Genomic DNA, 25,564 nt, shown 5'->3' with positions numbered 1-25,564 from the left:
AGGGGGATCGTTCGGATGGATGATGACAGCGGGAGCACGGTGTCGAGTGCCGCCCTTGCAGGGCTGGCTTCCAGACGCGGTGTCGGGTGGACGCGGTCCCCAGGATTTCATCCTGGGCTGAGGAGTCATGCGCCGTTGGCGCATATGACCATCCAGGTCGTCCAACACGTTCTAACGCATCTCGCTCAAACCGGCCGCCTTGGCCGCGTCGCGGGCAAGCTTCCGCATCTCGCGGCGGATCATCCAGGCTCCGAGCGGAATGAGCACTGCGACGGCCAGCACGGCAGCGATGCCCAGCAGCATGACGGTCTGCAATCCTGCCGCCATCAGGATCGTGGCCACGATGAACCACAACAGCACATTCCACCCGAGCCCACGCCGCACCCGCAGCATGAGGCGGACGCAGGTGAGGCAACGCCCGCCGCCGTGATATTCGGTGACAGTGACAAACGCGCGCGACAGCTCGTGATTCGGCCACAGTTCGATGTCAAACCAGCGCCAGCCGTCATCCTGCCGGAAGATGACATGGGAGGTCTTGAGGCTGCGCCGCATCTCATCGAGCCAGGCCTCGCGTGCCACGCCCGTCTCGCTCCAGAAGGCCAGCGTGCCGAGCCGGATGGCATGCTTGTGCGGCAGTTCAGGCGGCACGATCTCTGGCAGCACGGGCTTCCAGCTCGGCCGTGCGCCGAGTTTCACCATGCCACGCAGCCGCGCCCACTCGCGCACCACCGGCTGCACCCAGCACAGCATCCACAGCAGCAGACGGTCCGGCGTCTCATGGAGGCCGGCCGTGTTCGCATTGTGCCGGCTGACACGCCACGCGGCCCACATGGCAAACCCCAGCGCGGCCACGCCGGCCCACGGCTGACGGGCGAAGAAGGCCGCGAGCATCACGGCGATCCACAGCAGGCCGGTCAGCCACTCCCACCAGCGGAAGGCAGGTGTGGCGTAGATCGTCTGGAAGGCGCCCAGGCCGAAGGGACCGTGGAAGATGCTGCCTTCGACCGGACGGTCGGCGGGAAGACGGTCACCATAGATGCCGCCGCGCCAGCGGGCGCCGCCGAGCGGGCCGAACCTTCCAGGATGCGCCTTCATCAGCAATGCCTCGGCATGACCGTAGCCGCGTTGCTGGTTCAAATAAGCCTTCACCGTGAAACGGCGGTGATGCCAGACCATGGCCCCGGGGACAAAACGCAGCAGGCCTTGCTCACGCAGGCGCCAGCACACGTCCACATCATCACCGGCGGCGGTGAATTCCGCACGGAAACCGCCGATGCGGCTGAGCGCGTCCTTGCGGATGGCCAGGTTGCAACCGGGCAGATGCTCCGCCTCCGTGTCGCTCAGCAGCACGTGTGCGGGCGCTCCCGGAGCCGCTGCCACCACCCGTTCCACACGATTGCGTGGCGGCGGCGGGATGTTCGGCCCGCCGGCGGCCACCACACCCGGTTCCTGAAACGCATGACTCAGATGCAGCAGCCAGTCCGGATGCGCCATGCAGTCGTCGTCAGTGTAGGCAATGATGGAGCCGCTGGCGAGATCCGCGCCGAGATTCCGGGCGACGCTCAGTCCCGCATGCTCCTGATGCCGGTAGCGCACCAAAGCAAAACGCCGGGTGAGCTCCGCCGTGGCGTCCCGCGAGCCATCGTCGATCACGATCACCTCGTAGTCGGGATAGTTTTGCGCCATCAAGGATTCGAGGCAGGCGGGCAGCGTGTGGTCGCCATTGCGCGTGCAGACGACCACAGAGATGCGTGGCGGGTTCGGCGGCGGTGCCAGCTTGTCGCCCAGATCGGGTGCCACCGCACAGGCGGGCCGTTCGTGCCGTTCCTGATCGGTGATGCCAAAGCTCCAGCCGGTGACATCACTCCCGCCGCGATGCCATTCATCGGTGTAGGCGAACCAGACGCCGCCTGCGCAGCCGTTTCGCAGCAGACAATCGTGCTGCCAGCGCATGACCTCCGCCTGCCGCTGCTCCCCGTGCGCGTTCACATCGATCCCGAACTCGGTGATGATGAGCGGCTTGTTCCCGGCGAGGTTTTGCAGGCGTGAAAGGCAGGCCGTGAACGCCTCCCTCTCCTCCAGGTAAACATTCACCGCCAGGAAGTCGGCGTTGCGCGGCACCAGATACTCGGTGGAGGGATAAGTGGCGTAGCTGATGAGTGTCCGCGGCGCCTCACGTCGTGCGGATTCGATCAGGCTCTCGATGAAATCACGCACCCGTCGCGGCCCCATCCAGCGCACCAGCGTCTTTTCGATCTCATTGCCGACCAGGATCGCCGCGACGCAGGCATGATCGCGCAGTTGCCTCGCCGCGTCGGTGATGCGTGTATGGATTTCGCATCGCAAGGCCCGGTCAGACAGGAAATCCACATGTTCCATCCAGGGCACACCGACGATCAAACGAAGCCCGAGCGCCGCCACCTCCCGCAGCAACGTGGCCGTGGGAAGATCGTAAATCCGCACCGTGTTGAAGCCGAGAGCCGTGATGTGCCGCAGATCGGCGGACAGACGGGCGTCCTCGGGGAAAGGCTCGTCACGGCTGTTCGGCTTGAACGGCCCGTAGCTGATGCCACGCATGAAAAAGGACCTGTCATCACCCGGCCGGAGGTATTTGCCCGCCGTCATGAGCCGCGGTCCACCGGACGCGGGCATGATCGGGGATGGCGGGGAGGCGGTGGACATTGCGGGGCGGCGACGTTGAAACAAAGACGCCCGCAAAGCCAGCCGGATTCAGCACGGCCGGCTCACGCGTCCGGTTTCGACTCGTCAGCGGTCTTGTCCGCCTCCGTCTCGGCATTCTTCACCTCCATCATCACCCAGCCGTCGCCTTCCTTCGCGATGCGGCGGCTGTTGATGATCAACACGGCACACAGGCCGATGAAGGCCACGCTGGCCTCCAGCACGAACGGCGTGGAAAAGAACGCGAAGAGATAACCGACCCCCTGCAGGATGATCTCGCGCGCGGTGGTGTTCACCACGGCGGCAATCACGATGCCGGCCACGAAGACGAGGCTCCAGACGAGCGGCTCGATCCAGCCGTGCTTTGCTTGAGTCGGTGTTTGCGATCCAGTCATGTCAGTCAACGGGCATGGCCTTACGCACGGACACCGGGAAATCAATCTGCTTCGTCACCGGTGCCTTCGCCTTCAATGCCACGGTGCCCGCCGCGCTGCCGTCCATGGCGGGATTCGACTTGGAGGGGCTTGTGGACTCGGTCTCCGCCGGTTGCGCCTGCTCCAGGCGATGGATGTCAGCCATGTGCTTCCCCCACATGGCCGTCCCGGCCAGGATGAGCACAAACACGGCAATCGCGGCCGGCAGCGGCGATTTGATGACATTCAAACCTCCGGTGGCCTTCACCGCACTCACCGCCGTGGTGCCATGCTCACGCAGCCACGGCCCGTGCGACTGGGTGAGGTAACGATAATCCCGCTCACCGCCCAGCACACCGGCGGGCAGATCCTCCAGCATGTCTGCTGCATCCACCTCCAGGTACTCGCTGTAGCGGCGGATGAAGGAGCGCGCGTAGGTCATGCTGCCAAACGCGGCCAGATTCCCCGACTCCAGCAGCCGCAGCCTCGCCACGGGGATGCGCGTCTCGAACGAGGCGTCCTCGATGGACAGGCCGCGTGATTCGCGGGCTTCCGTGAGCATCTGTCCAAAGGCGGCTGGCATGGCCGTGACTGTGACACCGGTCCCGCCCGGCGCGATGAATATTTTTTCAGGGTTGCCCTGATCCTTGACTGCGCCAATGGCAGAAAATCACTCATACTTCAGCCACGCCGTCGCGGCGCAGGCTTTGTCGGCGGTGACGCGGAGCCAGCGGGCTTGGATGGCGGGGTCGAAGGTGAGGGCGGTTTCTTCGCCGGGGGAGACTTCGTGGTGTTTGTGGGTGACCCAGAGACCGGTGCCGGTGAGGTCGAGCTCGATGTGGAAGCTCACGGGCTCGTTTTGATCGTGGCTGAGCGTGAGCGTGCGCTGGTCGTAGGCCCACATGAGGTAAGGATCGCTCTTTTGACCGGCTTTGACCTTCGTGGCCTTCCACGGGCCGCCTTCGCCGCGGGGTTTGCCGAGCTTCCAGAGGTCGTCGATGGCTCCGGCCCAGAGGGCGGCTTTGCCGTCGTCGCTGCGGAGGATGTGGTCGCTGGCTTTGGCGTCGGGTTTGATGCCGCTCATGATGAAGAGGCCGCGGTAGCCGCCGAAGTCGGTGACGCGCAGATTGTGCGAGCAAATGGGGCGGATCTTCGCGAAACCATCGGCGTTTTCGGCGGGCAGTTCAAAGAAGGTGCCGCAGGCGCTGAGCATGTCGCGCTCGGTGGCGACCTCGCGGCAGATGCGCAGCTCGCCGGCGTTGGTGGCGGCATCGTAGGCTTTCGAGGCACGCGGCAGACGCCAGCGACGGCCGCGATCATCGACGACGAGCACGCTGGCCTCATCGAGCGTGATGACGTTCTTCGGCAGCGCGACGGCTTTTTCGACAAAGGCCTTCGCTTTGGCATCCTCGACGCGTTTGAGGGCCAAATCGGCTCCCATCTCGTAGTAGCCGTCTTTCGTGGCGAAACTCAGCGTGCGCTTGTTTTCGCCGCGAGGGCGGAAAAGGCCGGTTTGGGCGTTTTCATCGCCGATTCGGGCGATGCCGTCGAAAATGGCATCGGGCTCGGTGGTGCGGGATTCGCCGTTTGAGAGCGTGATGACGACACTCAAATCTTTGGAGTCGGCCCCTGCCTCGGTTCGCAGCCAGTCATCATCACTCATGATGTCCGTGCGCGCGGATTCGCCGGTGGCATGATTGACGACCCAGAGGCTGCGGTGCTTCCAGCCCGCTACAAGAAACAGATCAGCCTTCTGCCCCTTCTTCACGCTCTCATGCAGCCACACCGCGCCGCTGGCGTGCGCGGGGCCGAGTTTGCCGGGCGTGTCGGGGCTGGTGAACCAAAGGTTGCTCTGCGATTGACCGATGCTGTCGATGCCGCCTTTGACTCTGCGTTTGTTGAGGAATTCCGACTTCGCGGAGTCATCGCAGCCGAAGACGAGGCCGTCGTTCCAGCGTGTGAAGTCACCGATGACCTTCAAGTAGGCGCTGCGGGCGCGGATGCCGTTCGTGTTTGATGCGGAAAAGGTCTTCGGGAAGCTCCAGAACGCGCCGTGCATGGTCATGAGCAGGTTTTCTTCGCCGATGTCGCGAATGCGCGGCCATTCAGTGTTCCAACCGTGCGCGCCGTCGTAGCTGTGGCTGACTTTGGGGAGGCGAAACGACTGCCATTTGCCGCCATCGAGCACCATGAGGATGAGCGACTTCGCATCCCAACCGATGCTCCACACAGGCGCGTTGGGATCGCTGCCGTGAATGCCGCCGGGGCCGGTGACTTCGGTGAATTGATTGCGACGCACGAGCTGCCAGTCGCCGCTGCCGGTCCATTCGCCGAGGGCGCCGCTGGGCGTGGTGGGATCGGTGAGCACGCGCTTGTCGCGGTCGCCGTTGTTGGCGTAGATGAGACGGCCTTGGGAGGAATACAGGCCTTTGCCGTGGTAGCCGGGCAGTTGGGAGTCGAGCTTTGAGAGCGGCGTCTCGACCTTGAAGTCTTTTTTGATGCCGTTGCCGTCGCGGATGAAGTTTTTCACGGCGAGCGATTTCACATCGACCTCGTAGAGGCCTTCCTCCATCGTGGCGTAGTAGATTTTGCCTGCGGGATCGGTCAGGTGCCGCGCATTGCCGGTGAGACGGCCTGGCATGATGCTCGGCGGGATGACGCGCACTTTGCGTTCTACGTCGATGACATACGGCCCGATGAAAAGCTGCTTCGATTCGTCGTGGATCATGCGGTTCGCCGGTGTCCCGCCGACGCTTTCGGGGCGCACGATTTGCTTCAGGTCCGGCGTGATTTCGTAGAGCTTGTCGCTCGATCCGAACGGCAGATGCGGCCCATACGTGATGACCCACAAGCGGTCCGCCCAAGGCACCACCGCGCCCGTGCCGCACTCGCCCTCGTTGTTGAACATGGCGAGCGATGGGTAGATGCCGCTGATGTTGCGAGGCTCCTCGGCCAAGGAATGGACCACGGAACACACGAAATACACGGAAAGCAGAAGGTTGGGCTTCATCTGGGCAGCAAAGCAGATGCGGTGAGGCGGGCAACTGCGCTGTGTTATGCCGGATGGAAATCGCTTATGCGGGGCGTGGGTGGATTGCAGGATGCCGGGGATCTGACGCTCTACTCCGAATCATGGGGTTTTGTCATGTTACCAAGAGGTAGGCAGTAGAATGGGGGCAGTAGAATTTTTGTCCTGAACCAAAGGTGTTACCCATGTCCTGACTGAACCCTCTTCAAAGTAATTCTACTGCCCCCATTCTACTGCCTATCAAATATGGTTTCATCAGCGTCGAATGAGCGTTTTGATCTGTCTCATGCCCCGACCACCTGAATTCACTGCCGATGCTTGGCGCAGCCTGCGCTGGGAGTGGCTGTGGGTGTATCGTGGGGCGGTGCCGGTGTGCGGGGTGTGGTCGGCGGAGATTCCGGTGCCGGCGGGCGTGTTCTTCATCGAGCAGGGCAGCGGACGGATTCGGGCGGATGGGAAAGAGATCGCGGTGAAGCGTGGCGAGGCGTTTTTTTCGGCACCGGGGACGCGGCAGCATTGGTTTGCGCCGGGGACGCGACTGCTGTCGGTCGGTTTTCGCTGCCAGTGGCCGGATGAACGGCCGGTGTTTCGTCGCGGGCTGAATTTCGCCGCGAAATCGGCCGCGTTGCGCACCGCGACGCTCGAACTCTTCCGCCGCGTGCATCGCGGTCGCAAAGCGGTGACCTTTCGTGAGGCAGTGAAGCCTGCGACACACTCACTCGCGACGTGGTCGGCGCGTGAGGCGGCATTTTTGGAGTGGTTCGCGGTTTGGAGCGCGGTGCTGCATCAAAACGGCATCGAGCCAGAGCCGCGCGTGGCGGCGAAAGGGCGTCGAGGCCGCGTGGAACAGCTCATCGCGTGGCTGGACACGCGTCCGCTCGATCAAACGACGCCGAGTTTGCCACCAGGCTTCGGTTTGGGCCTGCGCCGGGCGGATCAACTGCTGCAACAGCACCTCGGCACCAGCTTGCGCCGCTATTTGGAGAAGCGACGGCTCGATGCGGCGCGGGAGCGGGTGCTCGCAGGAAATGGCACGCTGAAGGAAATCGCGTTCGAGCTGGGTTTTCGGCATGCGTCGCACTTCACGGCGTGGTTTCGCCGGCAGGTGGGCGTGTCGCCATCGGCGTATCGCACGGGCGGGATGGAGGCGGCGTGACGGTGGCGAGATGCAGGAGCTCCTCAGGCCCCACGGGCTCCTCGGCCTGCCAGGGGAGCCAGGCGGTGCGGGTGGCTTGTTTTTCGACGACTTCCTGGATGTAGCGATGCTCGGCGTGCTCGCGGCGTTGCAGCAAGGGATCGCACGAGCCGCTGTGGAGCAGGCTTTGATTGATGACCCACGCGTGCGGCTCGATGTGGGCGCGGCGCAAATCCTCCTGAAGCGCGGCGGCCTCGTGCACGGGCGTGGCCTCGGGCAGGGTAATGAGCAAAAGGTGCGTGAAGGCCGGATCGCGCAGACGCTCAAGCAAATGCAGAACCTCCTCCGGCTGCGTGCTGCGGGCCTGGCGCTCGAGTTCGCGATGATAAGCCTCGCTGGCGTCGAGCAGCAGCAGCGTGTGGCCGGTGGGCGCGGTGTCGAGCACGACGAAGCGCGTGGTGCCTTGTCCGACTTCACGAGCAAATGCGCGGAAGACGGCGATCTCCTCCGTGCAGGGCGAGCGCAGGTCTTCTTCGAGCAAAGCGCGGCCCGCGTCGTCCATTTGCGTGCCTTGATGACTCATCACCTCAGCGGTGTAGGCGGCTGTTTCGGCGGCGGGATCGATTTTGCTCGTCGTGAGGCCTTCCACCTGCCCGGCGAGCGTTTGCGCGATGTGCGCGGCGGGATCGGTGGTGCTGAGATGCACGCGGTGACCGCGTTTCGCGAGCAACACGGCAATCGCCGCCGCGACGGTCGTTTTGCCAACACCGCCCTTGCCCATCGTCATGATGACGCCGTGCCCTTGGCGCTCGATTTCATCGACGAGGCTGGCGAGGCTTTGCATCGGTGGTGCAGTCCATTCGTCCAAATGAGTGCGCGTCTCGTTGGCGGTTTCTTCGGTCAGCAAAGCTCGCACGCCGCCGATGCCGAGGATGTTGATCGAGCGCAGCGGCACAATGAAGGCCGGCATGCTGTCGATGAAGGCCTGCGCGGCACTCAACGCGGCCTCACCGCGCTTTTGCATGGCCTGGGCGACGGGATCGCTTGGGCAATGCGTCGCGAAGACGCCGTTGATGACGAGGCATTGATTCGCCACGCCGAGGGCTCGCAGTTCCTTCGAGGTGCGTTCGGCTTCGCGCAGCGCGGAAAGTTGCGGACGGCTCACGAGCACGAGCGTGGTCGCGTGCGCATCGGCGAGCGTGTTCACCGTGGCCTCGTAGATGACGCGTTGTTTTTCCAAACCAGCCAATGGGCCGAGACAGGAGGTGCCGCTGGTGTTTTGATCCAAAAACTGGTCCCAAGCCTTCGCGAGGCTCATGAGCCGCAGCGTGTGACCCGTGGGTGCGGTGTCGAAGATGACATGGTCGTAAGTCTTCGCCGCCTCGGGATCGCCGATGAGCCCGGCGAACTCGTCAAACGCCGCGATCTCGACCGTGCACGATCCGGAAAGCTGCTCCTCCATGCTGCGCAACGCCGCCTCCGGCAGCAAATCGCGCATCGGTCCGATCAAGCGCTCGCGATACGCCGCGGCGGCTTCGACGGGATTGATGTTCAACGCCTCGAGGCCCGGCGCACTAGCGATGGGCGTGGGCGCGTTCGTGAGCTTCGTTTCGAGCACTTCATCGAGATTTGAAGCCGGGTCCGTGCTCACGAGCAGCACGCGTTTGCCGGATTCAGCGAGCTTCAGTGCCGTGGCGCATGACAGCGACGTTTTGCCCACGCCGCCTTTGCCGGTGAAAAAGAGGAAGCGCGTCGTGGCGGCCGGATCTGGCTGGTAGCACGGCAGATTCATGACGCGTGCTCCTCCTGGCCCAGCGCGGCGCGGAAGAAGACCGGGCGCTCATCGTGATTCAGATAGCGGCCCTTCTGGTAGATCGCGCCATCGAGAAAAATGAGCGGCAGCACGCCGGTGCCCTCTTTTTGCAGCAACTCCTTCACCACCGGATGCTTCGCGAAGGCCATCGGCTGCTGGCCGAGGTTCTGGCGCTCAATCTTCACGCCCATGTTCGCGAGCTGCGAGAGCATCGCGGCGAAGTTCACGAGATCGGGATCAATGTTTGGCCCGCAGATGCCGGTGGAGCAGCACATCGGCGGATCGAAGACCTGAATGGTTTTCATGAGGGCAGGCTCGTGCGGTTCGTGAGCAAGTAAAGCGACGTCACTGAGCGAAACTTGTTGCCCGCCCGCTTTATTTGGCTATTTCGCCAAATAGATGCCCGCCCTGAAAAAAAAGCTCGAAGACCGTGCCGCCGTGATCAAGGCGCTGGGGCATCCTTCGCGCCTGCTCATCGCCGAGGCGCTCATGAAGGGCGAGATGTGCGTGTGCGACCTGAAGGACCTCGTTGGTGCGGACATGTCCACGGTTTCGAAGCATCTCACGCTCATGCGCGAGGCCGGCGTGCTGAACTGCGAGAAGCGTGGCCTCAACATTTACTACTCGCTCGCCTGCGACTGCCTCGGCGACTTTCTCCGCTGCGTGGACCGGCTGGCCTGCGGCGGCAAAAAAACCACCTGCTGCTGATTTCCCATGACCATCGCTGAATTCATCACCCAACTCCGCTCGCACGCGGACAAACCGCTCGCCTTCGTGCTGCCGGACGGCGGATTGATCCCCGCGCACTTTCACATCACCGAGGTCGGCCACGTCACGAAGCGCTTCATCGACTGCGGCGGCACGCGTCGCACGCTGGAGACTTGTTTGCTGCAAACCTGGGTGCACGACGATGTCGATCATCGACTCGTCGCTGGCAAACTGGCCGCCATCTTCGACAAAGCGGGCGATGTACTGCCGCATCACGAGGTCCCCATCGAAATCGAATTCGAAGACGGCGTCGTAGCGCAGTTCCCCATCGAAAGCGCCACGATCATCGACGGCACGCTCGCTTTCCGCTGCGGCTGGAAGCACACCGACTGCCTTGCTCGCGGCATTTGCCTGCCAGGCGAATGCGCTCCGGCTCCACAACCCGCGAGCTGCTGCACGCCCGGTTCAAAATGCTGCTGATCATGAAAAAGCACCTCGCAGAGCTTCTCGGCACCTTCACGCTCGTCTTCGCAGGCACGGGAGCAATCATCATCAATGACGTCAGCGGCGGCGTGATCGGTCACGCGGGCATCGCGCTCACCTTTGGTCTCGTCGTGATGGCAATGATCTACACCTTCGGCGATGTCAGCGGCGCTCATCTCAATCCGGCCGTCACACTCGGTTTTGCCGTCGCAGGCCGTTTCGCGTGGAAAGACGTTCCTGGCTATGTTTTGGCCCAAATCGTCGGCGCAGTCGCTGCGAGCGGTGTTTGGCGACTTTTGTTCCCCGCGCACGAAAAACTCGGTGCGACGCTTCCCAGCGGCACTGCGACGCAGAGCTCCATTTTGGAGTTCATCCTCACTGCCATCCTCATGCTGGTCATTTTGCGTGTTTCGACCGGCGCGAAGGAAAAAGGCATCACCGCAGGCATCGCCATCGGTGGCGTCATCGCGCTGGAGGCGATGTTCGCAGGCCCGATCTGCGGTGCGTCGATGAATCCCGCCCGCTCACTCGCTCCCGCGCTCGTCTCCGGCCATTTCGAGCATCTTTGGATCTATCTCACCGCCACCGTGCTCGGCGCTTTGGCCGCCGTGCCGTGCTGTCTCGGCGTCAGCGAGTGCGGCTGCTGCGGCGCTTCTCACCAACACTCCACTTCTCCATGACTCCGCCCAAACCGCTCGTCCTCATCCTCTGCACCGGCAACTCCTGCCGTTCTCATCTTGCCGAAGGCATCCTGCGCCAGGTCGCGGGTGACATCCTCGAAGTCGCCAGCGCGGGATCGAAGCCCGCAGGCTATGTGCATCCGCTCGGCATCAAGGCGATGGCTGAAATCGGCATCGACATCTCCACGCACACGAGCAAGCACATGAACGACTTTCTTTCTCGCGATGTGGAGACCGTCATCACCGTCTGCGGCAACGCGGATCAAGCCTGCCCGATGTATCCCGGCCAGCTCAACCGCCACCACTGGCCCTTCGACGATCCCGCCCACGCCACTGGCAGCGAAGAGGAAATCATGACCGTCTTCCGCCGCGTCCGCGATGAGATCAAAGCCGTCTTCACCGCGTATGCGGATGGCCGGCGAGATCAGATGAAGGGGAATTGATCATTTCTTCCCACCTTTGATGAATTCCTCACGGCTCAGCGTGCCGTTGTTGTCGGCGTCGAATTTGGGAAAGCGCTTCGGCGCTTCATCGGGGTCGGGCTGGTTGAGGAGAAACTCTTCCTTGGTGAGCTGGCCGTCTTTGTTCTTGTCGCGCTGATCGAACATCTTGCCGCGATCCTGTGCGGGTTTTTTGGCCTCGGCTTTTTTTGGCTCGGGCTTGTTGCTGATCTGCGGCTTTGCCTCGGGATGGGTGGCGAGGAGTTTGCGCAGTTCGGCGACGACCTCGGGCTGCGAGGCTGCGAGGTTCTTCGTCTCAGCAGGATCGGCTTCGTAGTCGTAGAGTTCGAGGATGGCCGAACCCGCAGGTTCGCCGGGCTTTTTCCATTCGACAAGACGATGACGCTGCGTGCGGACGGCACGGCCGATCAGGCCCTGGCCGCGCGGATAGACGTGGATCGCATGATCGCGCACGCTGGAGCTCGGATCCTTCAAAACAGAGGCGAAACTGCGGCCATCGCCTTGTTTGGGTGCAGGAAGGGCGGTCAATTCGGCGAGCGTGGGATAGATGTCGCACGATTCGATGAGCGCTTGCGTGTTCTGGCCGCCTTTGATGCCCGGAGCGGCCACGATGACCGGAATGCGCGCGGCCTGCTCGTAGTTCGTGTGCTTGCACCACATGCCGTGGTCACCGAGATGCCAGCCGTGATCGCCCCAGAGCACGATGATCGTGTTTTCGGCGAAGCCATTCGCATCAAGCGCATCCAGCACCTTGCCGAGCTGCGTATCCATGTAGCTCGTGGCCGCATAATAGCCGTGGATGAGGTGGATGGCCTGCTCCGTCGTCACCGGACCTTTTTCCGGCATGTCTTTGTATTGCCGCAGCTCACCCCACGAGCTGGGCGCAAACTCAGGCGCACCTTCGGGTGGCGTTTGCAGTTCCGGAAGCTTGAAAACGGACGGATCGTAGAGATCCCAGTACTTCTTCGGTGCCACGAAAGGCAGATGCGGCTTCAAAAAGCCCACGGCGAGGAAAAAGGGCTCGTCAGGTTTGGCCTTGGCGGCTTCGAGGCGTTTGATCGCCTCGTCGGCGATCATGCCGTCGCCATACTTGTTGTCGGGAACGTCCGCAGCCTCTGTGGGTGCGCCACGTGGCAGCTTCCAGGCCTCCTTTTTGTTCTCAAACAACGCCTGCTCGCGGGTTGATTCCGGCGGGTTGTTTTCTTTGAGCACGTAGCTGATCGTCTTTGGGCTGAAATGCGGCACGCTCCACGACGCCTCGTCGTTCACATTGCCGTGGCCGACGTGGAAGATTTTGCCGAGGCCTTCGACACGATAACCATTCATCTTGAAATGCTGCGGCAACGTGACGGCATCCGGCACGCTTTTGCGGAAGTTCGTGGCGAGGTCGTAAATGCCGAGTGTTTGCGAGCGCAGACCCGTCAGCAGGGCATTGCGCGACGGCGAGCAGACGGCCTGATTGCAAAACGCTTTCTCAAACAACACGCCGCGCTGCGCGAGGCGGTCGATGTGGGGCGATTTGACGATCTTGTCGCCATAGCAGCCAAGCACTGGCTTCAAATCATCCACGCAGATGAGCAGGACGTTGGGTTTCGACGCTGCGCAGAGCGAGGAGCAGAAGACGGAGAGAAGAAAGACGACGCGGAACATGGGGCGATGAGAACGACCGGGCACCAGGGTGCTTTCGTCAAATCGCGGCTATTCCGGCAGCTTGTCGAAATGAAACTGGCAGCAGCCGAGATCGAGGGTCTTGGCGTTGTTCGAGAGCTTCTCGCGGAAGGCGGTGGCGAGGGCGTAGATGCGCTGCTGGCCTTGCTTCTCGACTTCGAGCAGACCGGCTTCTTTGAGCACGCGGAGATGCTTGGAAACGTTGTAAGGCGTGACGCGGAGTGCTTCACACAGCTCCGTCACGGGTTTCGCGCCGCCGATGAGCTGGCGCACGAGGCGCAGGCGGGTCGGCTCGCCGAGCGCACGCATGGCGCTGAGGCAGTCGAAGGATTTTCGGGCGGGCATGGCTCGGAAATACAGCGCGGAGGATTTTTCTGCAAGATGCGTGCTTGGCACTTGTTTATTTGCCGCCTCTGGCAAATAAACCCGCCCTCAATGTCCCAACGCGCACGCTACATCATGATCGGAGGCTTCCTCGGAGCCGGCAAAACGACCACCGTCGGCCGTCTCGCGAAGCATCTCAGCGATCAGGGCCTCAAAGTCGGGCTCATCACGAATGATCAGGCTGGAGGGCTCGTGGACACGAAGCTGCTGCGCGGCCAGGGCTATGCGACGGAGGAAATCGCGGGCGGATGCTTCTGCTGTCGCTTCAACACGCTCGTGGATGCTGCGGCGCGGTTGAATGATGCCACGAAGCCGGATGTGTTCATCGCGGAGCCGGTGGGGAGCTGCACCGATCTCGTCGCGACGGTGACGTATCCGCTGCGCCGCATGTATGGCGATGCCTTCACCATCGCGCCGCTGGCGGTGCTGGTCGATCCCGTGCGGGCGCGACGTGTCTTCGGACTCGATGAAGGCGGCACGTTCTCGTCCAAAGTGGCTTACATCTTCAAAAAACAGCTCGAAGAGGCCGATGTGATCGTCATCAGCAAAAGCGATCTGCTCGATGAATCGCAGCGCGAGCAACTGCGGGCCGTTTTGGCGAAGGAATTCCCGCTGGCGAAGATCGTCACCGCGTCGCCACGGCAGGAAACCGGCCTCGACGAGCTCTTCAGCACGCTCATGAGCGGCGAGCAGGCGCGGCGGAATCCGATGGCCGTCGATTACGAAGTCTATGCCGAGGGCGAGGCGCTGCTCGGCTGGCTGAACGCCACCGTGTCGCTCAAATCAGACGATGAGTTCGATGCGAACGCCTTCCTCAAACAGCTCGCCACGAACGTGCAGGGCCGTTTGCAGGTCGCAGGTGCCGAGATCGCGCATTTCAAGATGACCTTCAGTCCCGACGACGGCATCGCGGGCGAACTGGCGAGCATCAATCTCGTGCGCAGCGACTACATCGCCGAACTCGGCATGGAACTCGACGAACCGACCACCGGCGGCCAGCTCATCATCAATCTGCGTGCCGAGGCCGATCCCGCGTCGCTCATGGAAGCGGTGAAAGCCGGCGTCGAAGCGACGGCATCGCAATTCTTCGGCCTCAAAGCCACGCTCGACCACGAAGAGCACTTCCGCCCTGGCAAACCGACGCCGACGCATCGCGACGGCGAAGTGGTGATGGAAGTCAAAGGCGGCTGCAAACCTGGCAGCGGCTGCTGCTGAGTGCTCTTCCCTCATGAAATCATGCTCACGGAGTTTTAACCTGATATTTGCTCATTTGGACAAATAAAGAACCATGATCACTCTCGTCATCATCGCCGTGTTGGTCGTCGCCTACGCGAACGGGGCGAACGCCAATTTCAAAGGCGTGGCGTCGCTGTTTGGCAGCGGGACGACGAGTTACCGCACAGCGGTGAACTGGGCGGCGGTCACCACGGCGGCGGGATGCGTGGTGGCGATGTTTTTCGCGAGTTCGATGCTGAAAGCGTTTTCGGGCAAAGGACTCGTGCCGGATGCCTTGATCGCCCAACCCGCGTTTTTGCTCGCGGTGGCCGGTGGGGCCGGTTTGACGGGATTTTTGGCCACGCGGCTTGGTTTTCCGGTTTCGACCACGCACATGCTCACCGGCGCTTTGCTCGGCGCAGGCTGGTTCGTGGGCGATGTGAACGCGGCGAAGCTATGGGAGGCCTTTGTGAAGCCGCTGCTGCTCAGCCCGGTGCTCGCGGTGCTGCTCGGCGGCGTGTTGCAGCTCGTGCTGCGACCATCGGCGACACGTTCGCGCTTCCTCGACGCGGCGCACTTCCTCAGCGCGGGCGCGGTGTGCTTTGCACGCGGTTTGAATGACACGCCGAAGATGGCCGCGCTGCTGCTCGGCATCGGCCTGCTGCAAGGCAGTGCGGGCATGATCCTCATCGCCATCGCGATGGCGCTCGGCGGCCTCATCAGTGCCAAACAGGTCGCGGAGACACTCGCGCACAAGATCACCGGCATGCATCCCGGCCAGGGCTTCGCCGCGAATCTCGCCACCGCACTGCTCGTGACCACCGCGAGCCTGCATGGCCTGCCCGTTTCCACCACGCATGTCAGCGTCGGTGCCTTGCTCGGCATCGGCATCAGCACGCGACAGGCGAAATGGAAAACCGTCATCCCGGTGCTCGCCGCGTGGGTCATCACGCTTCCCGTTTCAGCGCTCATCGCGGCGCTGCTCTTCAAAACCATCTCCCCATGAGAAAACCAACACACGCACTCATCGTGGCCGCATTCGTGGTCGTCTCCTCCGCCTTCGGCACGCCGACCGGCCTCAATAACATCCCCACCGCTGATACCGTGCCGCATCGCACCGTCGCCGTGCAGTATTTCAGCAGCTTCGGCGGCGCGAACCAGTTCGGCACGGCCGAGCCCGGCAAATCCGGCCACTGGATGGGCTTTAAAACCGGCTGGGACTTCGAGCCCGTGCATGTCGAATGGGGCCTCGACAGCCCGCTCGGCACCGGCGTCAGCGGCCCGCTCTTCTTCCAGACAAAGGCCCGCTTCTCGCCGTGGGAGCACGGCATGTTCGCCGTCGGCATCGCAGGCATCGCATTGACCGACATCGACCGCGCGGGCGATCCCTTCAGCTACGCGATGCTCGCACATGACTTCGGTTTTGCGCGTCTGCATGCAGGCTACGGCTATCAAACCAATGGCAGCAGCTTTCTCGCCGGCATCGACCGCACCTTCAAAGTCTTCGACCGCAATCTCAACCTCAACGCCGACCTCGTGCAGTCGCGTGATCAGCGCGGCCTCATCACCGCCGTCGGTGCCAAGTATGACCTCAGCAAGCACATCGTCCTCGAAACCTGGGCCAACTTCCCCGACCGCGACCGCGTCAGCCTCATCGCGAAGATCAACTTCGTCTTCACCTTCTAAACCATCACTCCAAAACTCCATCACTCCAACCACCGAATGAAATCCATCCTCACCCTCCTCCTCATCGCCACCGCTGCGCAGGCCGAAATCGGCCTCATCTCGCCCGCCGACGCCAAAAAGCTCATCGAGAACCCCGACGCCTCGCAGCGCCCCATCGTGCTCGACACGCGTGGCGGCTACAAAGACTACTTCCGCGGCCATTTGCCCACCGCGCATCATCTGGAGTTCGACACGCTGCGCGGCACGGATCATGCCGTGCCCGTGCAGTATTTGCCGGATGATCTCACCCAGGCGCTGCTCACCCGCGCCGGCGTGGACAAGGACCGCCTGCACCTCGTCTATGCCACCGGTGATGTTTTGCCGAACGATGAGATCCTCAGCACCACGATGGTCGTCTATGTGCTGGAGAAGGTCGGCGTGGAGAACATCAAGATCGTCGATGGCGGCCTCGCTGAGTGGACGAAGCAGGGTCTCACGGCCATCCAGGACTACTTCGGCAATCCACCCGGTCATTTGCCCGAGAAAGGCAACCCCGGCGTCGCCGCGAACATCGACGACGTGCAGGCACACGTCGGCAAGCCCGGCAACCTCCTTATCGACGCGCGTCCCATCAACGAGTTCCGCGGTGAGGACGACGTGTGGCTGCGCAAAGGCCACATCCCCGGCGCGATCAGCTTCCATTGGGCCCGTCTGGTGGAGAAGGACAACACGCACAAGTTCAAGCCCTTCGCCGAGGTGAAGGCGGACCTCGAAAAAGCCGGCATCACGCCCGACAAAAACATCATCGCCTACTGCGGCACCTCGCGTGAGGGCAGCCTGCTCATGTTTTACCTCAAGCATGTGGCCGGTTATCCGCACGTGCGACTCTACGAGGGCGCGTGGAAGGAATACGTCTGGCTCAAGGGCAAATCATTGCCGGCGGAAACCGGCGGCGATCCTGCCGGGGAGTGATCATTTTCCCTTGGTTTTATCATACCGACCAACGCCGCCACGTCATCGTGGCGGCATTCTCATGCGTACGAAGTTGATGCTCAAGGATTGACCACGACATGAATGTTTGTCAGCGGAGCAGGTTACTCATGACATGTGACTTATTGTGACTGCCGATCAATGGGCGCGTCATCCGGGTTGAGATGAAGCTCACACCCTCGCGCCCATGAGCACTTTCATGACGTCGTCCATCGTGATCCAGCCGGTGATTTGATTTTGCGGGTCATCGACGAGGGCGGCGATCTCTTGTTTTTCGAGGAAGAGGGTCAGCAATTGGGTGAGCGAGGCTTTCTCGTCGATGTGGAGGACGGGGCGGATGAGGGGGCGCCAGTCGGAGCCGGGCGTGGTGAGGTTTTGGACGAAGAGCTCGCGGACGCGGATGTAACCGGTGAGATGGTCGAGCGTGCCATCGGGGCTCACGGGATAGCTGCGATGCAGCTTGGGACCGAGCGCGGTGATGTTTTCGAGGAGGCTGAGACGAGCATCGAAGACTCGCACGGCCTCGCGCGGCACGAGGGCGGTCTTTACGCGGCGGGCACTGAGCGTGGCGGCGTGGATCATGATGAGCTCCTCGCGGTTGTGGATGAGCTGCTCGGCTTTCGCGGCCTGCACGAGCGTGATGATGTCCATGATGTGGTCGCTCTGCGTTTTGGTGGTGGCCGTGCCGCGCTTCAGGCGGGCGCAGAATTTTTCCATGATGACGGCCAGCGGCAGGCAAAGTCGCACCATCCAAGTCAGCGGGCCGATGAGGCGCGGCGCGAGGGCTTCCGCGTGATGCACGCCGAGGATCTTCGGGGCGAGTTCGCCACCAAAAAGCACCAAAACGCTGATGATGATCGAAAACAGCCACAGCCAGCCTTCGCCGAAGACCTGCACAAACACCGCGCCTGCCAGCGTGGCGCAGCCGGTGCCGGCGAGCGTGTTGAAGACCAAAATGGACGACACCGGCCTCTCGAATTGATTTTTCATCGCCAGCCAGCGCGAGGCGATGTGATCAGTGCCGTTCTTTTTCGCCTGAAGTCGCAGGCTGAGAGGATTGAGGCTCAGCAGCACGGCTTCAGTGAGCGAGCAGAGGAAGGAGATCGCGAGCGCGGAGGCGCAGATGAGGATCAAAACGAGAAACATGGGTCAAAGAGGGCGGTGGCGACGCAGCAGCGTCGAGCCGAGTCCGAGCATGAGGAGTGCCACGCGGCCGGGCTCGGGCACGACGATGATCACGGTGCCGAGCGTGAAGAGGTTGCTCACATCGAGGCTGGCTCCGCCGGGGAGGTTCAAATCAGTGACGTCGATGCCGAAGGTGCCGCTCACGCTGGTGAGGCCGCTCCAGTCGAAGAGCTTGAAGGTGTCGCCATCGGCCCAGGTGGTGAGGTTGTTGGGATTGCCGAGGCGGAGGAGAGCGCCGGATTGGATGTCGAGGGCACCTAGCAGACGCAGTTGATCCGCCGCGCTGGCGTTGGCGGAGTTGTCGCCTAGGCCGGCACCGCTGAAAAGATCGAGACGCAGGATGCTGGTGCTGCCGAGGATCGTGCTGCCGGTGCCGGAGGTGGTGAGATCGAGATTCGCGGCGGCGGAGACGGCGGGATCGCCGACGATGAGCTGGCCGTTGATGAAGATCGAGTTGTCGGTGCCCGCATTGATGAAACCGGTGCCGGTGAGCGTGCTGGTGGCGTCGATGGTGACACTGCCGGTGCCTGTGGCGGAACTGGTCGCGGTGGTGTTCGCCGCGATGAGCGTGCCGCCGTTTTGCACGACGGTGGGGCTGACGTAGCTGTTGTTGTTGTGCGTGAGACGCACGGTGGCGCTGTCGATGATGAGCGGGCTCGTGGTGGAGGTGCCGGTGATGCGTCCGCTGACGACGAAACTGCCGCCAGTATAAGTCAGCGGCCGTGCGCCGCGTGCCTGCGTGCCGGAAAGCGTGAGCGTGGCACCGCCGGTGTTGGAAATCGTCGCACCACCTGCTCCATTCACGGTGATGCCACGTGTGAGTGTGGTAGCGCTGCTGCCGGTGTATTCGAGGGTGCCGGAAGTCGCCGAGCCGATGAGAAGGGCGCTCGTGGCATTGCCAAGTGCCGCGAGGCTGTCGATGCGCAGCGAGCCAGCGTTGATCGTGGTCGTTCCGGTGTAGCTGTTGGTGCCGGAGAGGCTCCAAACGCCTGCGCTGGCCTTCGTGACGTTGAGCACGAGGCTGCCGTTGTCACTGAGTTGGCCGGTGGTGCTGCCGCTCGTGCCGCTGGCGGCATCAAAGATGACCGTGACCGGCCCTGAAGCACTCGCGTGAGGTGAAATGGCTCCGCTGAGGCTCAAAGTGCCCGCGTTGACCTTGATGCGTGTGTTTGCAGTGCCAAAGCCGCCGGTCGTGAGCGAGATGCTTCCGGCGATGCTGTTGTTGCCGGCCACGTTGAGCAGTGCGGGGTTGTTTACGTTGTCATTGCTCGTGATGAGGCTGTGATCGGCCGCGAGGCTCAGATCGCCGCCGCTGCCATCGAGGCGCAAAGTCGGCGCGTTCACCGTGCCGCTGATGGTGATTGTTTTCTGGCCGGTGCCGAGTGCGGTGGATCGCGTGATGATCAAAGCACCGCCGGTGATGCTCACATCGCCGGTGAAGCTATTCGCGGCATTGCTCAGCGTGAGGGCAGCGGCACCGAGTTTGGTCAGCGTGAGGTTGTTTTCATTCGTTCCGGCTCCACCGAGCTGTCCGGCGAAAACGACGGCAGCGCTGTTGTTGATCGTGAGTGCCGAATTAGCCGCATTTCCGCCTACGATGGCATTGGCGGTGCCGCTGCCCGTGATCGTGATGGAGTCCAAAGTTTGCGTGGACGCCGTCGAAGCATCACCGAGCTGCAAAATGCCACTTCCAGCGCCCTGACCCAAAATCAGCGAGCTCGTCGCTACGAGCCGATCAGCGCTGCTGAGCACGATTCGGCCACCATTGATGCGGGTGTTGCCCGTGTAGCTTTGCACGGCGGTGAAAGTCAGTGTGCCCGCGCCGGTCTTGGTGATCGAGGCGTTGCCATTCGTGCCGGTTTGGATGCTGTTGCCAAAAATGACGCTGTTCGCGCCGGTGGCGACCGTGGCGGTGACGCCGTCCTCCACTTTCACCTGTGCGGAGACATCCTGCGTGTTGCCCGCGCTCCAGCCGAGCGTGGCATTCGCGGTGAAGGTGACGAGATTCGTGCCGAGCGAGCCGCTGGTGAAGTTCAGCGTGCCTGCGGCGAGCGAAATGCCGCCGCTGAGCGTGTTCGATGCGTTGTTGAGCGTGAGGGCACCTGCGCCGCTTTTCGTGAAGCCCTGCGTGTCGCCGAGCAAGGCGGTGATCGTGGTCGTTTGGTTCACGACCTGGATCACGGGTGCTCCGCTGCTCGTGGCGAGCGTGAGCGTCCATGGGCCGCCGCTGCCATTGGCGAGCGCCCAGTTGTTGGAGGCCGTGGTGGCATCGCCAAAGATCAGTGTGCCGATGCTGCGGCTCGCGCCGAGGTTCACCGTGCGATTCGCGGCGATGTCGAGCGTGCTGAAGTCTGCGATGGCATCCACGCCATCGGCGACGAGGCCGCCGGACCAGTTAGAAGTGGTGCTCCAGGCGGAGTTTGAGGTGGCATTGGTCCAGGTGCCGTTGGTTTGAGCAAGAAGAGGGGGGCTGAAGGCCGCGACAACGATGCCGAGGCCTCCGAAGAGGGCTTTTTTCATGAGAGTGACGTGGGGGGAGCCGCGCCACCCGTGGCCGGGTAGGTGTCGGAGATGCTGAGAGTGAAAACCTTCCTGTTGGGATCGGCAGGGGGGAGAGCTGACCTCCTAGTCTCGCTGGATTGAAGCTCCCCTGTTCTGTCAGGTGGTCGCTTCGTGGTGGAGTGATATTGGCTTTGTTATCCTACCTTGCAAGTAGGAATACGCAACTCGAGCGCCATCGCACCCGTAAAAATTGATGAAGAGAAGCTGAAGCGTTCATTCATAAATTTCTGCGTAAAAAATGGCACGGGAACGCCCGCTTCAGCGGCGGCTGAGTTTGATGCGACGGCTATAGGCAACACCGTGGCAACATTATCTAGTTTCATCGACTCTCGTAGGCGGCACAGCGGAGTTGTTTGTTTTTCGGCGGTGCCTGATTCGATCCGAATGTGGTCCTATTATGCTGATTCTCATCAGGGCATTTGTGTCGGTTATAAATCCACTTTCGGACCGTTCATTGCCGCGATGAAAGTTAACTACATGAACCCAGAAGAGCCACTCGATCTGATGGATGCCTTAAGCACAGACCCAGCGATGCTTGCTGATCATGTGAGTTTACGCAAAGCGTCCGAGTGGGATTTTGAAAAGGAGTATCGGCTATGTGTTGGTGATTTAGAATCCAATCCACGACTTTTGCCTTTTAAGGCAGAAGCCATTGAAGAGATTCGGCTTGGAGCCCAGATCAAAGATGACTTTCGCCAGAAAGTCATCAATGCCGTCAAACAAATGCCGCATAAGCCAAAATTGATTCAAGTGTGCTGCGATCCAAACCACTTCGTGCTCACCGAAACAATTTTATCGGTTTAGGACTCCTAGAAGAATAAGTCTTTCGGCCTCAAATCATCACGCAGTCGAGGAAGTCGGCGACGAACTCGTTTTTCGGGTTCTCGCGGAGTTGTCGGGGGGAGCCGACTTGCTGGATGTGCCCTTCGTGGAGGATGACGACGCGGTCGGCGAGTTCGAAGGCTTCGTCCTGGTCGTGGGTGACGAAGAGCGTGGTGACTCGCGTCTCGTCGTGGAACTGGCGGAGCCATTTGCGCAGGGTTTTGCGCACTTTGGCGTCGAGAGCGCCGAAGGGTTCATCGAGCAGCAGGACCTGCGGGCCGACGGCGAGGGCACGGGCGAGGGCGACGCGTTGACGCTGGCCGCCGCTGAGCTGCGTGGGGTAGCGGTCGCCGTAGCCTTCGAGGGCGATGCGGCGCAGCAATTCGGTGACGCTGCGGTCGATGTCCTCGCGTGATGGCCGCTCGGGCCGTTTCATGACGCGGAGGCCGAAGGCGATGTTCTCCGCGACGGTCATGTGATTGAAGAGAGCGTAGTTTTGAAACACGAAGCCGGCTTTGCGCTCGTAGGCGGTGCGGTTGGTGACATCGCTGCCGTGAAACTCGATGCTGCCCGCGCCTTCATCGGCGAACTCGAGCCCGGCGATGATGCGCAGCAGCGTGGTCTTGCCGCTGCCGCTGGGGCCGAGCAGGGCGACGAGTTCGCCGGTTTTGACTTCGAGATCGACGTTCTTCAAAGCGTTGAAGCTGCCGAAGGTTTTGGAGATGTGGTGGATGTGGATGCTCATGCTGCTCCTCGTGGGGTGGTCGTCAGAGTTTTCAAAATCAGGGTCACCAGCGCGAGCAGTGCGAGCACGGACGCGACGGCGAAGGCGGGGACAAACTGGTATTCGTTGTAAAGGACCTCGATGTGCAGCGGCACGGTGTTGGTCTTGTTGCGGATGTGGCCGCTGACGACGGACACCGCGCCGAACTCGCCCATGCTGCGGGCGTTGCACAAGATGATGCCGTAGAGCAGGCCCCATTTGATTTTCGGCAGCGTCACGCGCCAGAACATCTGCCAGCCGTTCGCGCCGAGCGTCATCGCGGCCTCTTCCTCGGCCTGGCCCTGGGCCTCCATCTGCGGCGCGAGCACTCGCGCGACGAAGGTAAAGGTGACGAAGATGGTGCTGAGCACGATGCCGGGCAGCGCGAAGATGATTTTGATGCCGTGCTCCTTCAGCGACGGCCCGAAGAGGCCCTGCGCTCCAAACAGCAGCACATAAATCATGCCCGCGATGACCGGCGAGACCCACAGCGGCAGTTCGATGAGCGCGGTGAGCAGTCGCTTCCCGCGAAATTGAAAGCGCGAGACGCACCAGGCCGCCGCGAGGCCAAAAAGCGTGTTCAACGGCACCGTGATGGCCGCGACTTGCAACGTGAGCCAGATGGCATGCGTCGTCGCCCGATCATCAAAGGCCTCGACATAGCCTTCCCAGCCTTTTCGGAACGCTTCCTGAAAAATGACAACCAGCGGCAGCACGAACATCAGCGCCATGAAAGCCACGGCGATGCCGATGATGAGCCAGCGGGAGAATGGGGATTCGGAGGTGGCTTTGCGCGGTCTCGCGGTGCGGTTGGGGTAGTTGAGGACGATGGCGGCCATGAGAGGGGAAAATGACGAATGGCGAATGAGGAATGACGAATGAATGTCGAAGCGTGAATGACGAAGGTGGGAGACTTGGGGAATTCGGAATTCATTCGTCATTCGCCATTCTGGTTTCGTCATTGCCACGCTAGCGGCCCATGCGGCTCCGGCTCCAGTTGGTGAGAAGGTTTGAGATGAGAAGAATGGCGAATGAAGCGGCCAGCATGACTACGCCGATCGTCGCGGCTCCGGCGTAGTCGTATTCTTCGAGGCGCATGGTGATGAGCAGCGGGGCGATCTCGGTCTTAAAAGGGAGATTGCCGGAGATGAAGACGACGCTGCCGTATTCGCCGACGGCACGACCGAAGGCGAGCGTCATGCCGGCGAGCGTGGAGGGCAGCAGCGCGGGAAAGACGACGCGGGTGAGCGTTTGCCAGCGGTTCGCGCCGAGGCAGGCGGCGGCTTCTTCGACATCCATCGAGAGATCGGCGATGACGGGCTGCAAGGTGCGCACAACAAACGGAAAGCCGACAAACGTGAGCGCGATGGTGATGCCGAGCGGCGCATACGCGGCCTTGATGTCGTGCTGGGCCAAGAACGAGCCGATCCAGCCATTCGGCGCATACAGCGTGACGAGCGCGATGCCCGCGACGGCCGTGGGCAGCGCAAACGGCAGATCGACCATGGCATCGAGCAATCGACGGCCGGGAAACGCATAGCGCTCCAACGCCCAGGCCGTGAGCAGGCCGAAGACGCCATTCACGAGCGCGGCGACGAAGGCGGTGCCGAAGCTGAGCTTCAACGACGCGATCACGCGCTCGTGCGTGAGAGTCTCGATGACATGCGGCCAGCCGCCGCTCGCCGCCTTCCACGCGAGCATGGAGAGCGGAAAGAGCACGAGGAGGCTCAAGTAGGTGACGGTGAAGCCGAGGGAGAGCCTGAAGCCAGACAGGACATGACGTGGACGGGACATCGTAAAACGAATTTCCAAATTCGTTGGTTGAAGGGGGGACGACGGCACGACGAACGAATCTGGAGATTCGTTTTACTTACGGCTGGTAGATCTGGTCAAAGATGCCGCCTTCATCGAAGTGCTTCTTCTGCGCCTTGCCCCAGCCGCCGAAGTCGCCGTCGATGGTGACGAGCGTGAGCTTGGGGAAGCGGGCGCTGTATTTCGCGGCGGCGGCGGCATCACGCGGGCGGTAGTAGTGCTTGCCGATGATGTCCTGCGCCTCGGGCGTGTAGAGGTATTCGAGATAGGCCTTCGCGACCTCGGCGGTGCCTTTTTTCTCGGCGTTCTTGTCCACCACGGCCACGGTGGGCTCGGCGAGGATGCTCAGTGAGGGGATCACGATTTTCGTCTGTCCGGGAAACTCGCGCTGGATGAGCCAGGCCTCGTTTTCCCAGGAGAGGAACACATCGCCGATGCCGCGCTGCGCAAAAGTCGTCGTCGCGGCACGAGCGCCGGTATCGAGCACGGGCACGTTCTTGAACAACGCAGCGATGAAGTCCTTCGCTTTGGCCTCGCTGCCGTATTTCTTCAGTGCGTAAGCCCACGCGGCGAGGTAATTCCACCGCGCACCGCCGGAGGTCTTCGGATTCGGCGTGACGACATTCACGCCAGGCTTCACGAGGTCGTCCCAGTCCTGGATGCCCTTCGGATTGTCCTTCCGCACGACAAACACGATCGTGCTCGTGTAGGGTGCGCTGCTGTTTGGCAGGCGTTTTTGCCAATCTGGAGCGATGAGACCGGCTTCCTTGCCGATGACGTCAATATCGCCCGCAAGCGCCAGCGTGACGACATCGGCCTCCAGGCCGTCGATGACCGCACGAGCCTGTTTGCCCGATCCGCCGTTCGATTGGTCAATGCTGACTTTTTTGCCCGCGGTGGCCTTGTAGTGCTTCGCGAAGGCTTTGTTGAACTCGGCGTAAAGTTCACGCGTGGGGTCGTAGGAGACGTTCAGCAGCTCGAAATCGGCGGCAGAGGCGGAGAGGGCGAGGAGGGCGGTGGTGAGGAGGGTAAAGGCGGTTTTCATGATGCGATGGAATGGTGGAGAGTTGGAGTGATGGAGTGGTGAGATGTCAGAAG

The 25,564-nt window shown here is 62.1% G+C and carries 23 protein-coding genes and 1 pseudogene; 10 read left to right on the top strand and 14 right to left on the bottom strand.

Annotated features, from left to right (window positions below):
• Positions 1-171: 171 nt before the first annotated feature.
• The 4 genes from IAE77_RS19885 to IAE77_RS19870 form a co-directional block, all read right to left on the bottom strand.
• Complete coding sequence (locus IAE77_RS19885) at positions 172-2,652, bottom strand: glycosyltransferase (protein ID WP_294230466.1); 2,481 nt, start codon at positions 2,650-2,652, stop codon at positions 172-174.
• A 92-nt stretch (positions 2,653-2,744) separates the two neighbouring features.
• Positions 2,745-3,074: a hypothetical protein gene (locus IAE77_RS19880; RefSeq protein WP_294230464.1), complete on the bottom strand. Its 330-nt coding sequence runs from the start codon at positions 3,072-3,074 to the stop codon at positions 2,745-2,747.
• 1 nt (position 3,075) lies between these two features.
• Positions 3,076-3,675, bottom strand: a complete 600-nt coding sequence (locus tag IAE77_RS19875) for a helix-turn-helix domain-containing protein (RefSeq protein ID WP_294230462.1) — start codon at positions 3,673-3,675, stop codon at positions 3,076-3,078.
• An 87-nt stretch (positions 3,676-3,762) separates the two neighbouring features.
• On the bottom strand, positions 3,763-6,102 hold the full coding sequence (locus tag IAE77_RS19870) for a hypothetical protein (protein ID WP_294230459.1): 2,340 nt from the start codon (positions 6,100-6,102) through the stop codon (positions 3,763-3,765).
• Between the two features lie 304 nt (positions 6,103-6,406).
• Here IAE77_RS19870 and IAE77_RS19865 point away from each other — a divergent pair, with 304 nt between their 5' ends.
• On the top strand, positions 6,407-7,276 hold the full coding sequence (locus IAE77_RS19865; protein WP_294230456.1) for a helix-turn-helix domain-containing protein: 870 nt from the start codon (positions 6,407-6,409) through the stop codon (positions 7,274-7,276).
• On the opposite strand, the gene arsA is transcribed toward IAE77_RS19865, so the two are convergent.
• Together arsA and arsD are read right to left on the bottom strand one after the other, a co-directional pair.
• Positions 7,203-9,047: an arsenical pump-driving ATPase gene (arsA, locus tag IAE77_RS19860; protein ID WP_294230452.1), complete on the bottom strand. Its 1,845-nt coding sequence runs from the start codon at positions 9,045-9,047 to the stop codon at positions 7,203-7,205. The two genes, IAE77_RS19865 and arsA, sit on opposite strands and share 74 nt — an antisense overlap.
• Complete coding sequence (gene arsD, locus IAE77_RS19855; protein ID WP_294230449.1) at positions 9,044-9,373, bottom strand: arsenite efflux transporter metallochaperone ArsD; 330 nt, start codon at positions 9,371-9,373, stop codon at positions 9,044-9,046. Before arsD ends, arsA begins: the two co-directional genes overlap by 4 nt.
• 94 nt (positions 9,374-9,467) lie before the next feature.
• On the opposite strand from arsD, the gene IAE77_RS19850 reads away from it, so the two are divergent.
• The 4 genes from IAE77_RS19850 to IAE77_RS19835 are packed head-to-tail and all read left to right on the top strand — an operon-like array spanning position 9,468 to position 11,382.
• Positions 9,468-9,776: a metalloregulator ArsR/SmtB family transcription factor gene (locus IAE77_RS19850; protein WP_294230446.1), complete on the top strand. Its 309-nt coding sequence runs from the start codon at positions 9,468-9,470 to the stop codon at positions 9,774-9,776.
• Between the two features lie 6 nt (positions 9,777-9,782).
• On the top strand, positions 9,783-10,256 hold the full coding sequence (locus IAE77_RS19845; RefSeq protein WP_294230444.1) for a DUF6428 family protein: 474 nt from the start codon (positions 9,783-9,785) through the stop codon (positions 10,254-10,256).
• Positions 10,257-10,258: 2 nt separating this feature from the next.
• Entirely contained in the window at positions 10,259-10,939 is a 681-nt protein-coding gene (locus tag IAE77_RS19840) for an aquaporin (RefSeq protein ID WP_294230441.1), read from the top strand.
• A complete protein-coding gene (locus IAE77_RS19835; RefSeq protein ID WP_294230439.1) occupies positions 10,936-11,382 on the top strand; it encodes an arsenate reductase ArsC in 447 nt (148 codons plus the stop codon). The genes IAE77_RS19840 and IAE77_RS19835 overlap by 4 nt, the downstream gene beginning before the upstream one ends.
• Here IAE77_RS19835 and IAE77_RS19830 read toward each other — a convergent pair whose 3' ends face one another.
• The gene (locus tag IAE77_RS19830) at positions 11,383-13,050 is read right to left on the bottom strand and encodes a sulfatase-like hydrolase/transferase (RefSeq protein ID WP_294230437.1); all 1,668 of its coding nucleotides are present in this window, start codon (positions 13,048-13,050) and stop codon (positions 11,383-11,385) included.
• Between the two features lie 48 nt (positions 13,051-13,098).
• A complete protein-coding gene (locus IAE77_RS19825) occupies positions 13,099-13,413 on the bottom strand; it encodes a metalloregulator ArsR/SmtB family transcription factor (RefSeq protein ID WP_294230434.1) in 315 nt (104 codons plus the stop codon).
• 90 nt (positions 13,414-13,503) lie between these two features.
• Here IAE77_RS19825 and IAE77_RS19820 point away from each other — a divergent pair, with 90 nt between their 5' ends.
• From IAE77_RS19820 to IAE77_RS19805, 4 genes are all read left to right on the top strand, one after another.
• Positions 13,504-14,667 (top strand): GTP-binding protein, encoded by a 1,164-nt coding sequence (locus IAE77_RS19820; protein WP_294230433.1) that lies wholly within the window; start codon positions 13,504-13,506, stop codon positions 14,665-14,667.
• A gap of 73 nt (positions 14,668-14,740) precedes the next feature.
• Positions 14,741-15,673, top strand: coding sequence for an inorganic phosphate transporter (locus tag IAE77_RS19815; protein ID WP_294230430.1), 933 nt, complete (start codon positions 14,741-14,743; stop codon positions 15,671-15,673).
• The gene (locus IAE77_RS19810; RefSeq protein WP_294230427.1) at positions 15,670-16,353 is read left to right on the top strand and encodes a hypothetical protein; all 684 of its coding nucleotides are present in this window, start codon (positions 15,670-15,672) and stop codon (positions 16,351-16,353) included. The genes IAE77_RS19815 and IAE77_RS19810 overlap by 4 nt, the downstream gene beginning before the upstream one ends.
• Positions 16,354-16,389: 36 nt before the next feature.
• Positions 16,390-17,304 (top strand): rhodanese-like domain-containing protein, encoded by a 915-nt coding sequence (locus tag IAE77_RS19805; protein ID WP_294230424.1) that lies wholly within the window; start codon positions 16,390-16,392, stop codon positions 17,302-17,304.
• A 189-nt stretch (positions 17,305-17,493) separates the two neighbouring features.
• Here IAE77_RS19805 and IAE77_RS19800 read toward each other — a convergent pair whose 3' ends face one another.
• A complete protein-coding gene (locus tag IAE77_RS19800; RefSeq protein ID WP_294230421.1) occupies positions 17,494-18,468 on the bottom strand; it encodes a CNNM domain-containing protein in 975 nt (324 codons plus the stop codon).
• Between the two features lie 3 nt (positions 18,469-18,471).
• On the bottom strand, positions 18,472-21,027 hold the full coding sequence (locus tag IAE77_RS19795; protein WP_294230418.1) for an autotransporter-associated beta strand repeat-containing protein: 2,556 nt from the start codon (positions 21,025-21,027) through the stop codon (positions 18,472-18,474).
• A gap of 186 nt (positions 21,028-21,213) precedes the next feature.
• Here IAE77_RS19795 and IAE77_RS19790 point away from each other — a divergent pair, with 186 nt between their 5' ends.
• On the top strand, positions 21,214-21,873 hold the full coding sequence (locus tag IAE77_RS19790) for a DUF2971 domain-containing protein (protein ID WP_294230416.1): 660 nt from the start codon (positions 21,214-21,216) through the stop codon (positions 21,871-21,873).
• A gap of 46 nt (positions 21,874-21,919) precedes the next feature.
• Here the strand turns inward: IAE77_RS19790 and cysA are convergent.
• The 4 genes and pseudogenes from cysA to IAE77_RS19770 all read right to left on the bottom strand — a co-directional run.
• Positions 21,920-22,636 (bottom strand): annotated as a pseudogene (cysA, locus tag IAE77_RS19785) (sulfate ABC transporter ATP-binding protein); the annotation flags it as partial.
• On the bottom strand, positions 22,633-23,493 hold the full coding sequence (gene cysW / locus IAE77_RS19780; protein ID WP_294230407.1) for a sulfate ABC transporter permease subunit CysW: 861 nt from the start codon (positions 23,491-23,493) through the stop codon (positions 22,633-22,635). The gene cysW and the pseudogene cysA, both read right to left, overlap by 4 nt.
• Positions 23,494-23,623: 130 nt before the next feature.
• Positions 23,624-24,448: a sulfate ABC transporter permease subunit CysT gene (cysT, locus tag IAE77_RS19775; RefSeq protein WP_294230404.1), complete on the bottom strand. Its 825-nt coding sequence runs from the start codon at positions 24,446-24,448 to the stop codon at positions 23,624-23,626.
• 76 nt (positions 24,449-24,524) lie between these two features.
• Positions 24,525-25,511 (bottom strand): sulfate ABC transporter substrate-binding protein, encoded by a 987-nt coding sequence (locus IAE77_RS19770; protein ID WP_294230401.1) that lies wholly within the window; start codon positions 25,509-25,511, stop codon positions 24,525-24,527.
• Between the last annotated feature and the right edge of the window lie 53 nt (positions 25,512-25,564).

Origin of the sequence: Prosthecobacter sp. (assembly GCF_014879935.1) — a bacterium.
GTDB lineage: Bacteria > Verrucomicrobiota > Verrucomicrobiia > Verrucomicrobiales > Verrucomicrobiaceae > Prosthecobacter.
The sequence above is the reverse complement of the archived record's forward strand: the minus strand, read 5'-3'. Positions and strand labels throughout refer to the sequence as shown.

Bases quoted from the DNA above. Each gene is read 5' to 3' on its own strand.
- IAE77_RS19885 (WP_294230466.1), bottom strand. From the start codon at position 2,652: ATGCCCGCGTCCGGTGGACCGCGGCTCATGACGGCGGGCAAATACCTC.
- IAE77_RS19880 (WP_294230464.1), bottom strand. From the start codon at position 3,074: ATGACTGGATCGCAAACACCGACTCAAGCAAAGCACGGCTGGATCGAG.
- IAE77_RS19875 (WP_294230462.1), bottom strand. From the start codon at position 3,675: ATGCCAGCCGCCTTTGGACAGATGCTCACGGAAGCCCGCGAATCACGC.
- IAE77_RS19870 (WP_294230459.1), bottom strand. From the start codon at position 6,102: ATGAAGCCCAACCTTCTGCTTTCCGTGTATTTCGTGTGTTCCGTGGTC.
- IAE77_RS19865 (WP_294230456.1), top strand. From the start codon at position 6,407: ATGCCCCGACCACCTGAATTCACTGCCGATGCTTGGCGCAGCCTGCGC.
- arsA (WP_294230452.1), bottom strand. From the start codon at position 9,047: ATGAATCTGCCGTGCTACCAGCCAGATCCGGCCGCCACGACGCGCTTC.
- arsD (WP_294230449.1), bottom strand. From the start codon at position 9,373: ATGAAAACCATTCAGGTCTTCGATCCGCCGATGTGCTGCTCCACCGGC.
- IAE77_RS19850 (WP_294230446.1), top strand. From the start codon at position 9,468: ATGCCCGCCCTGAAAAAAAAGCTCGAAGACCGTGCCGCCGTGATCAAG.
- IAE77_RS19845 (WP_294230444.1), top strand. From the start codon at position 9,783: ATGACCATCGCTGAATTCATCACCCAACTCCGCTCGCACGCGGACAAA.
- IAE77_RS19840 (WP_294230441.1), top strand. From the start codon at position 10,259: ATGAAAAAGCACCTCGCAGAGCTTCTCGGCACCTTCACGCTCGTCTTC.
- IAE77_RS19835 (WP_294230439.1), top strand. From the start codon at position 10,936: ATGACTCCGCCCAAACCGCTCGTCCTCATCCTCTGCACCGGCAACTCC.
- IAE77_RS19830 (WP_294230437.1), bottom strand. From the start codon at position 13,050: ATGTTCCGCGTCGTCTTTCTTCTCTCCGTCTTCTGCTCCTCGCTCTGC.
- IAE77_RS19825 (WP_294230434.1), bottom strand. From the start codon at position 13,413: ATGCCCGCCCGAAAATCCTTCGACTGCCTCAGCGCCATGCGTGCGCTC.
- IAE77_RS19820 (WP_294230433.1), top strand. From the start codon at position 13,504: ATGTCCCAACGCGCACGCTACATCATGATCGGAGGCTTCCTCGGAGCC.
- IAE77_RS19815 (WP_294230430.1), top strand. From the start codon at position 14,741: ATGATCACTCTCGTCATCATCGCCGTGTTGGTCGTCGCCTACGCGAAC.
- IAE77_RS19810 (WP_294230427.1), top strand. From the start codon at position 15,670: ATGAGAAAACCAACACACGCACTCATCGTGGCCGCATTCGTGGTCGTC.
- IAE77_RS19805 (WP_294230424.1), top strand. From the start codon at position 16,390: ATGAAATCCATCCTCACCCTCCTCCTCATCGCCACCGCTGCGCAGGCC.
- IAE77_RS19800 (WP_294230421.1), bottom strand. From the start codon at position 18,468: ATGTTTCTCGTTTTGATCCTCATCTGCGCCTCCGCGCTCGCGATCTCC.
- IAE77_RS19795 (WP_294230418.1), bottom strand. From the start codon at position 21,027: ATGAAAAAAGCCCTCTTCGGAGGCCTCGGCATCGTTGTCGCGGCCTTC.
- cysW (WP_294230407.1), bottom strand. From the start codon at position 23,493: ATGGCCGCCATCGTCCTCAACTACCCCAACCGCACCGCGAGACCGCGC.
- cysT (WP_294230404.1), bottom strand. From the start codon at position 24,448: ATGTCCCGTCCACGTCATGTCCTGTCTGGCTTCAGGCTCTCCCTCGGC.
- IAE77_RS19770 (WP_294230401.1), bottom strand. From the start codon at position 25,511: ATGAAAACCGCCTTTACCCTCCTCACCACCGCCCTCCTCGCCCTCTCC.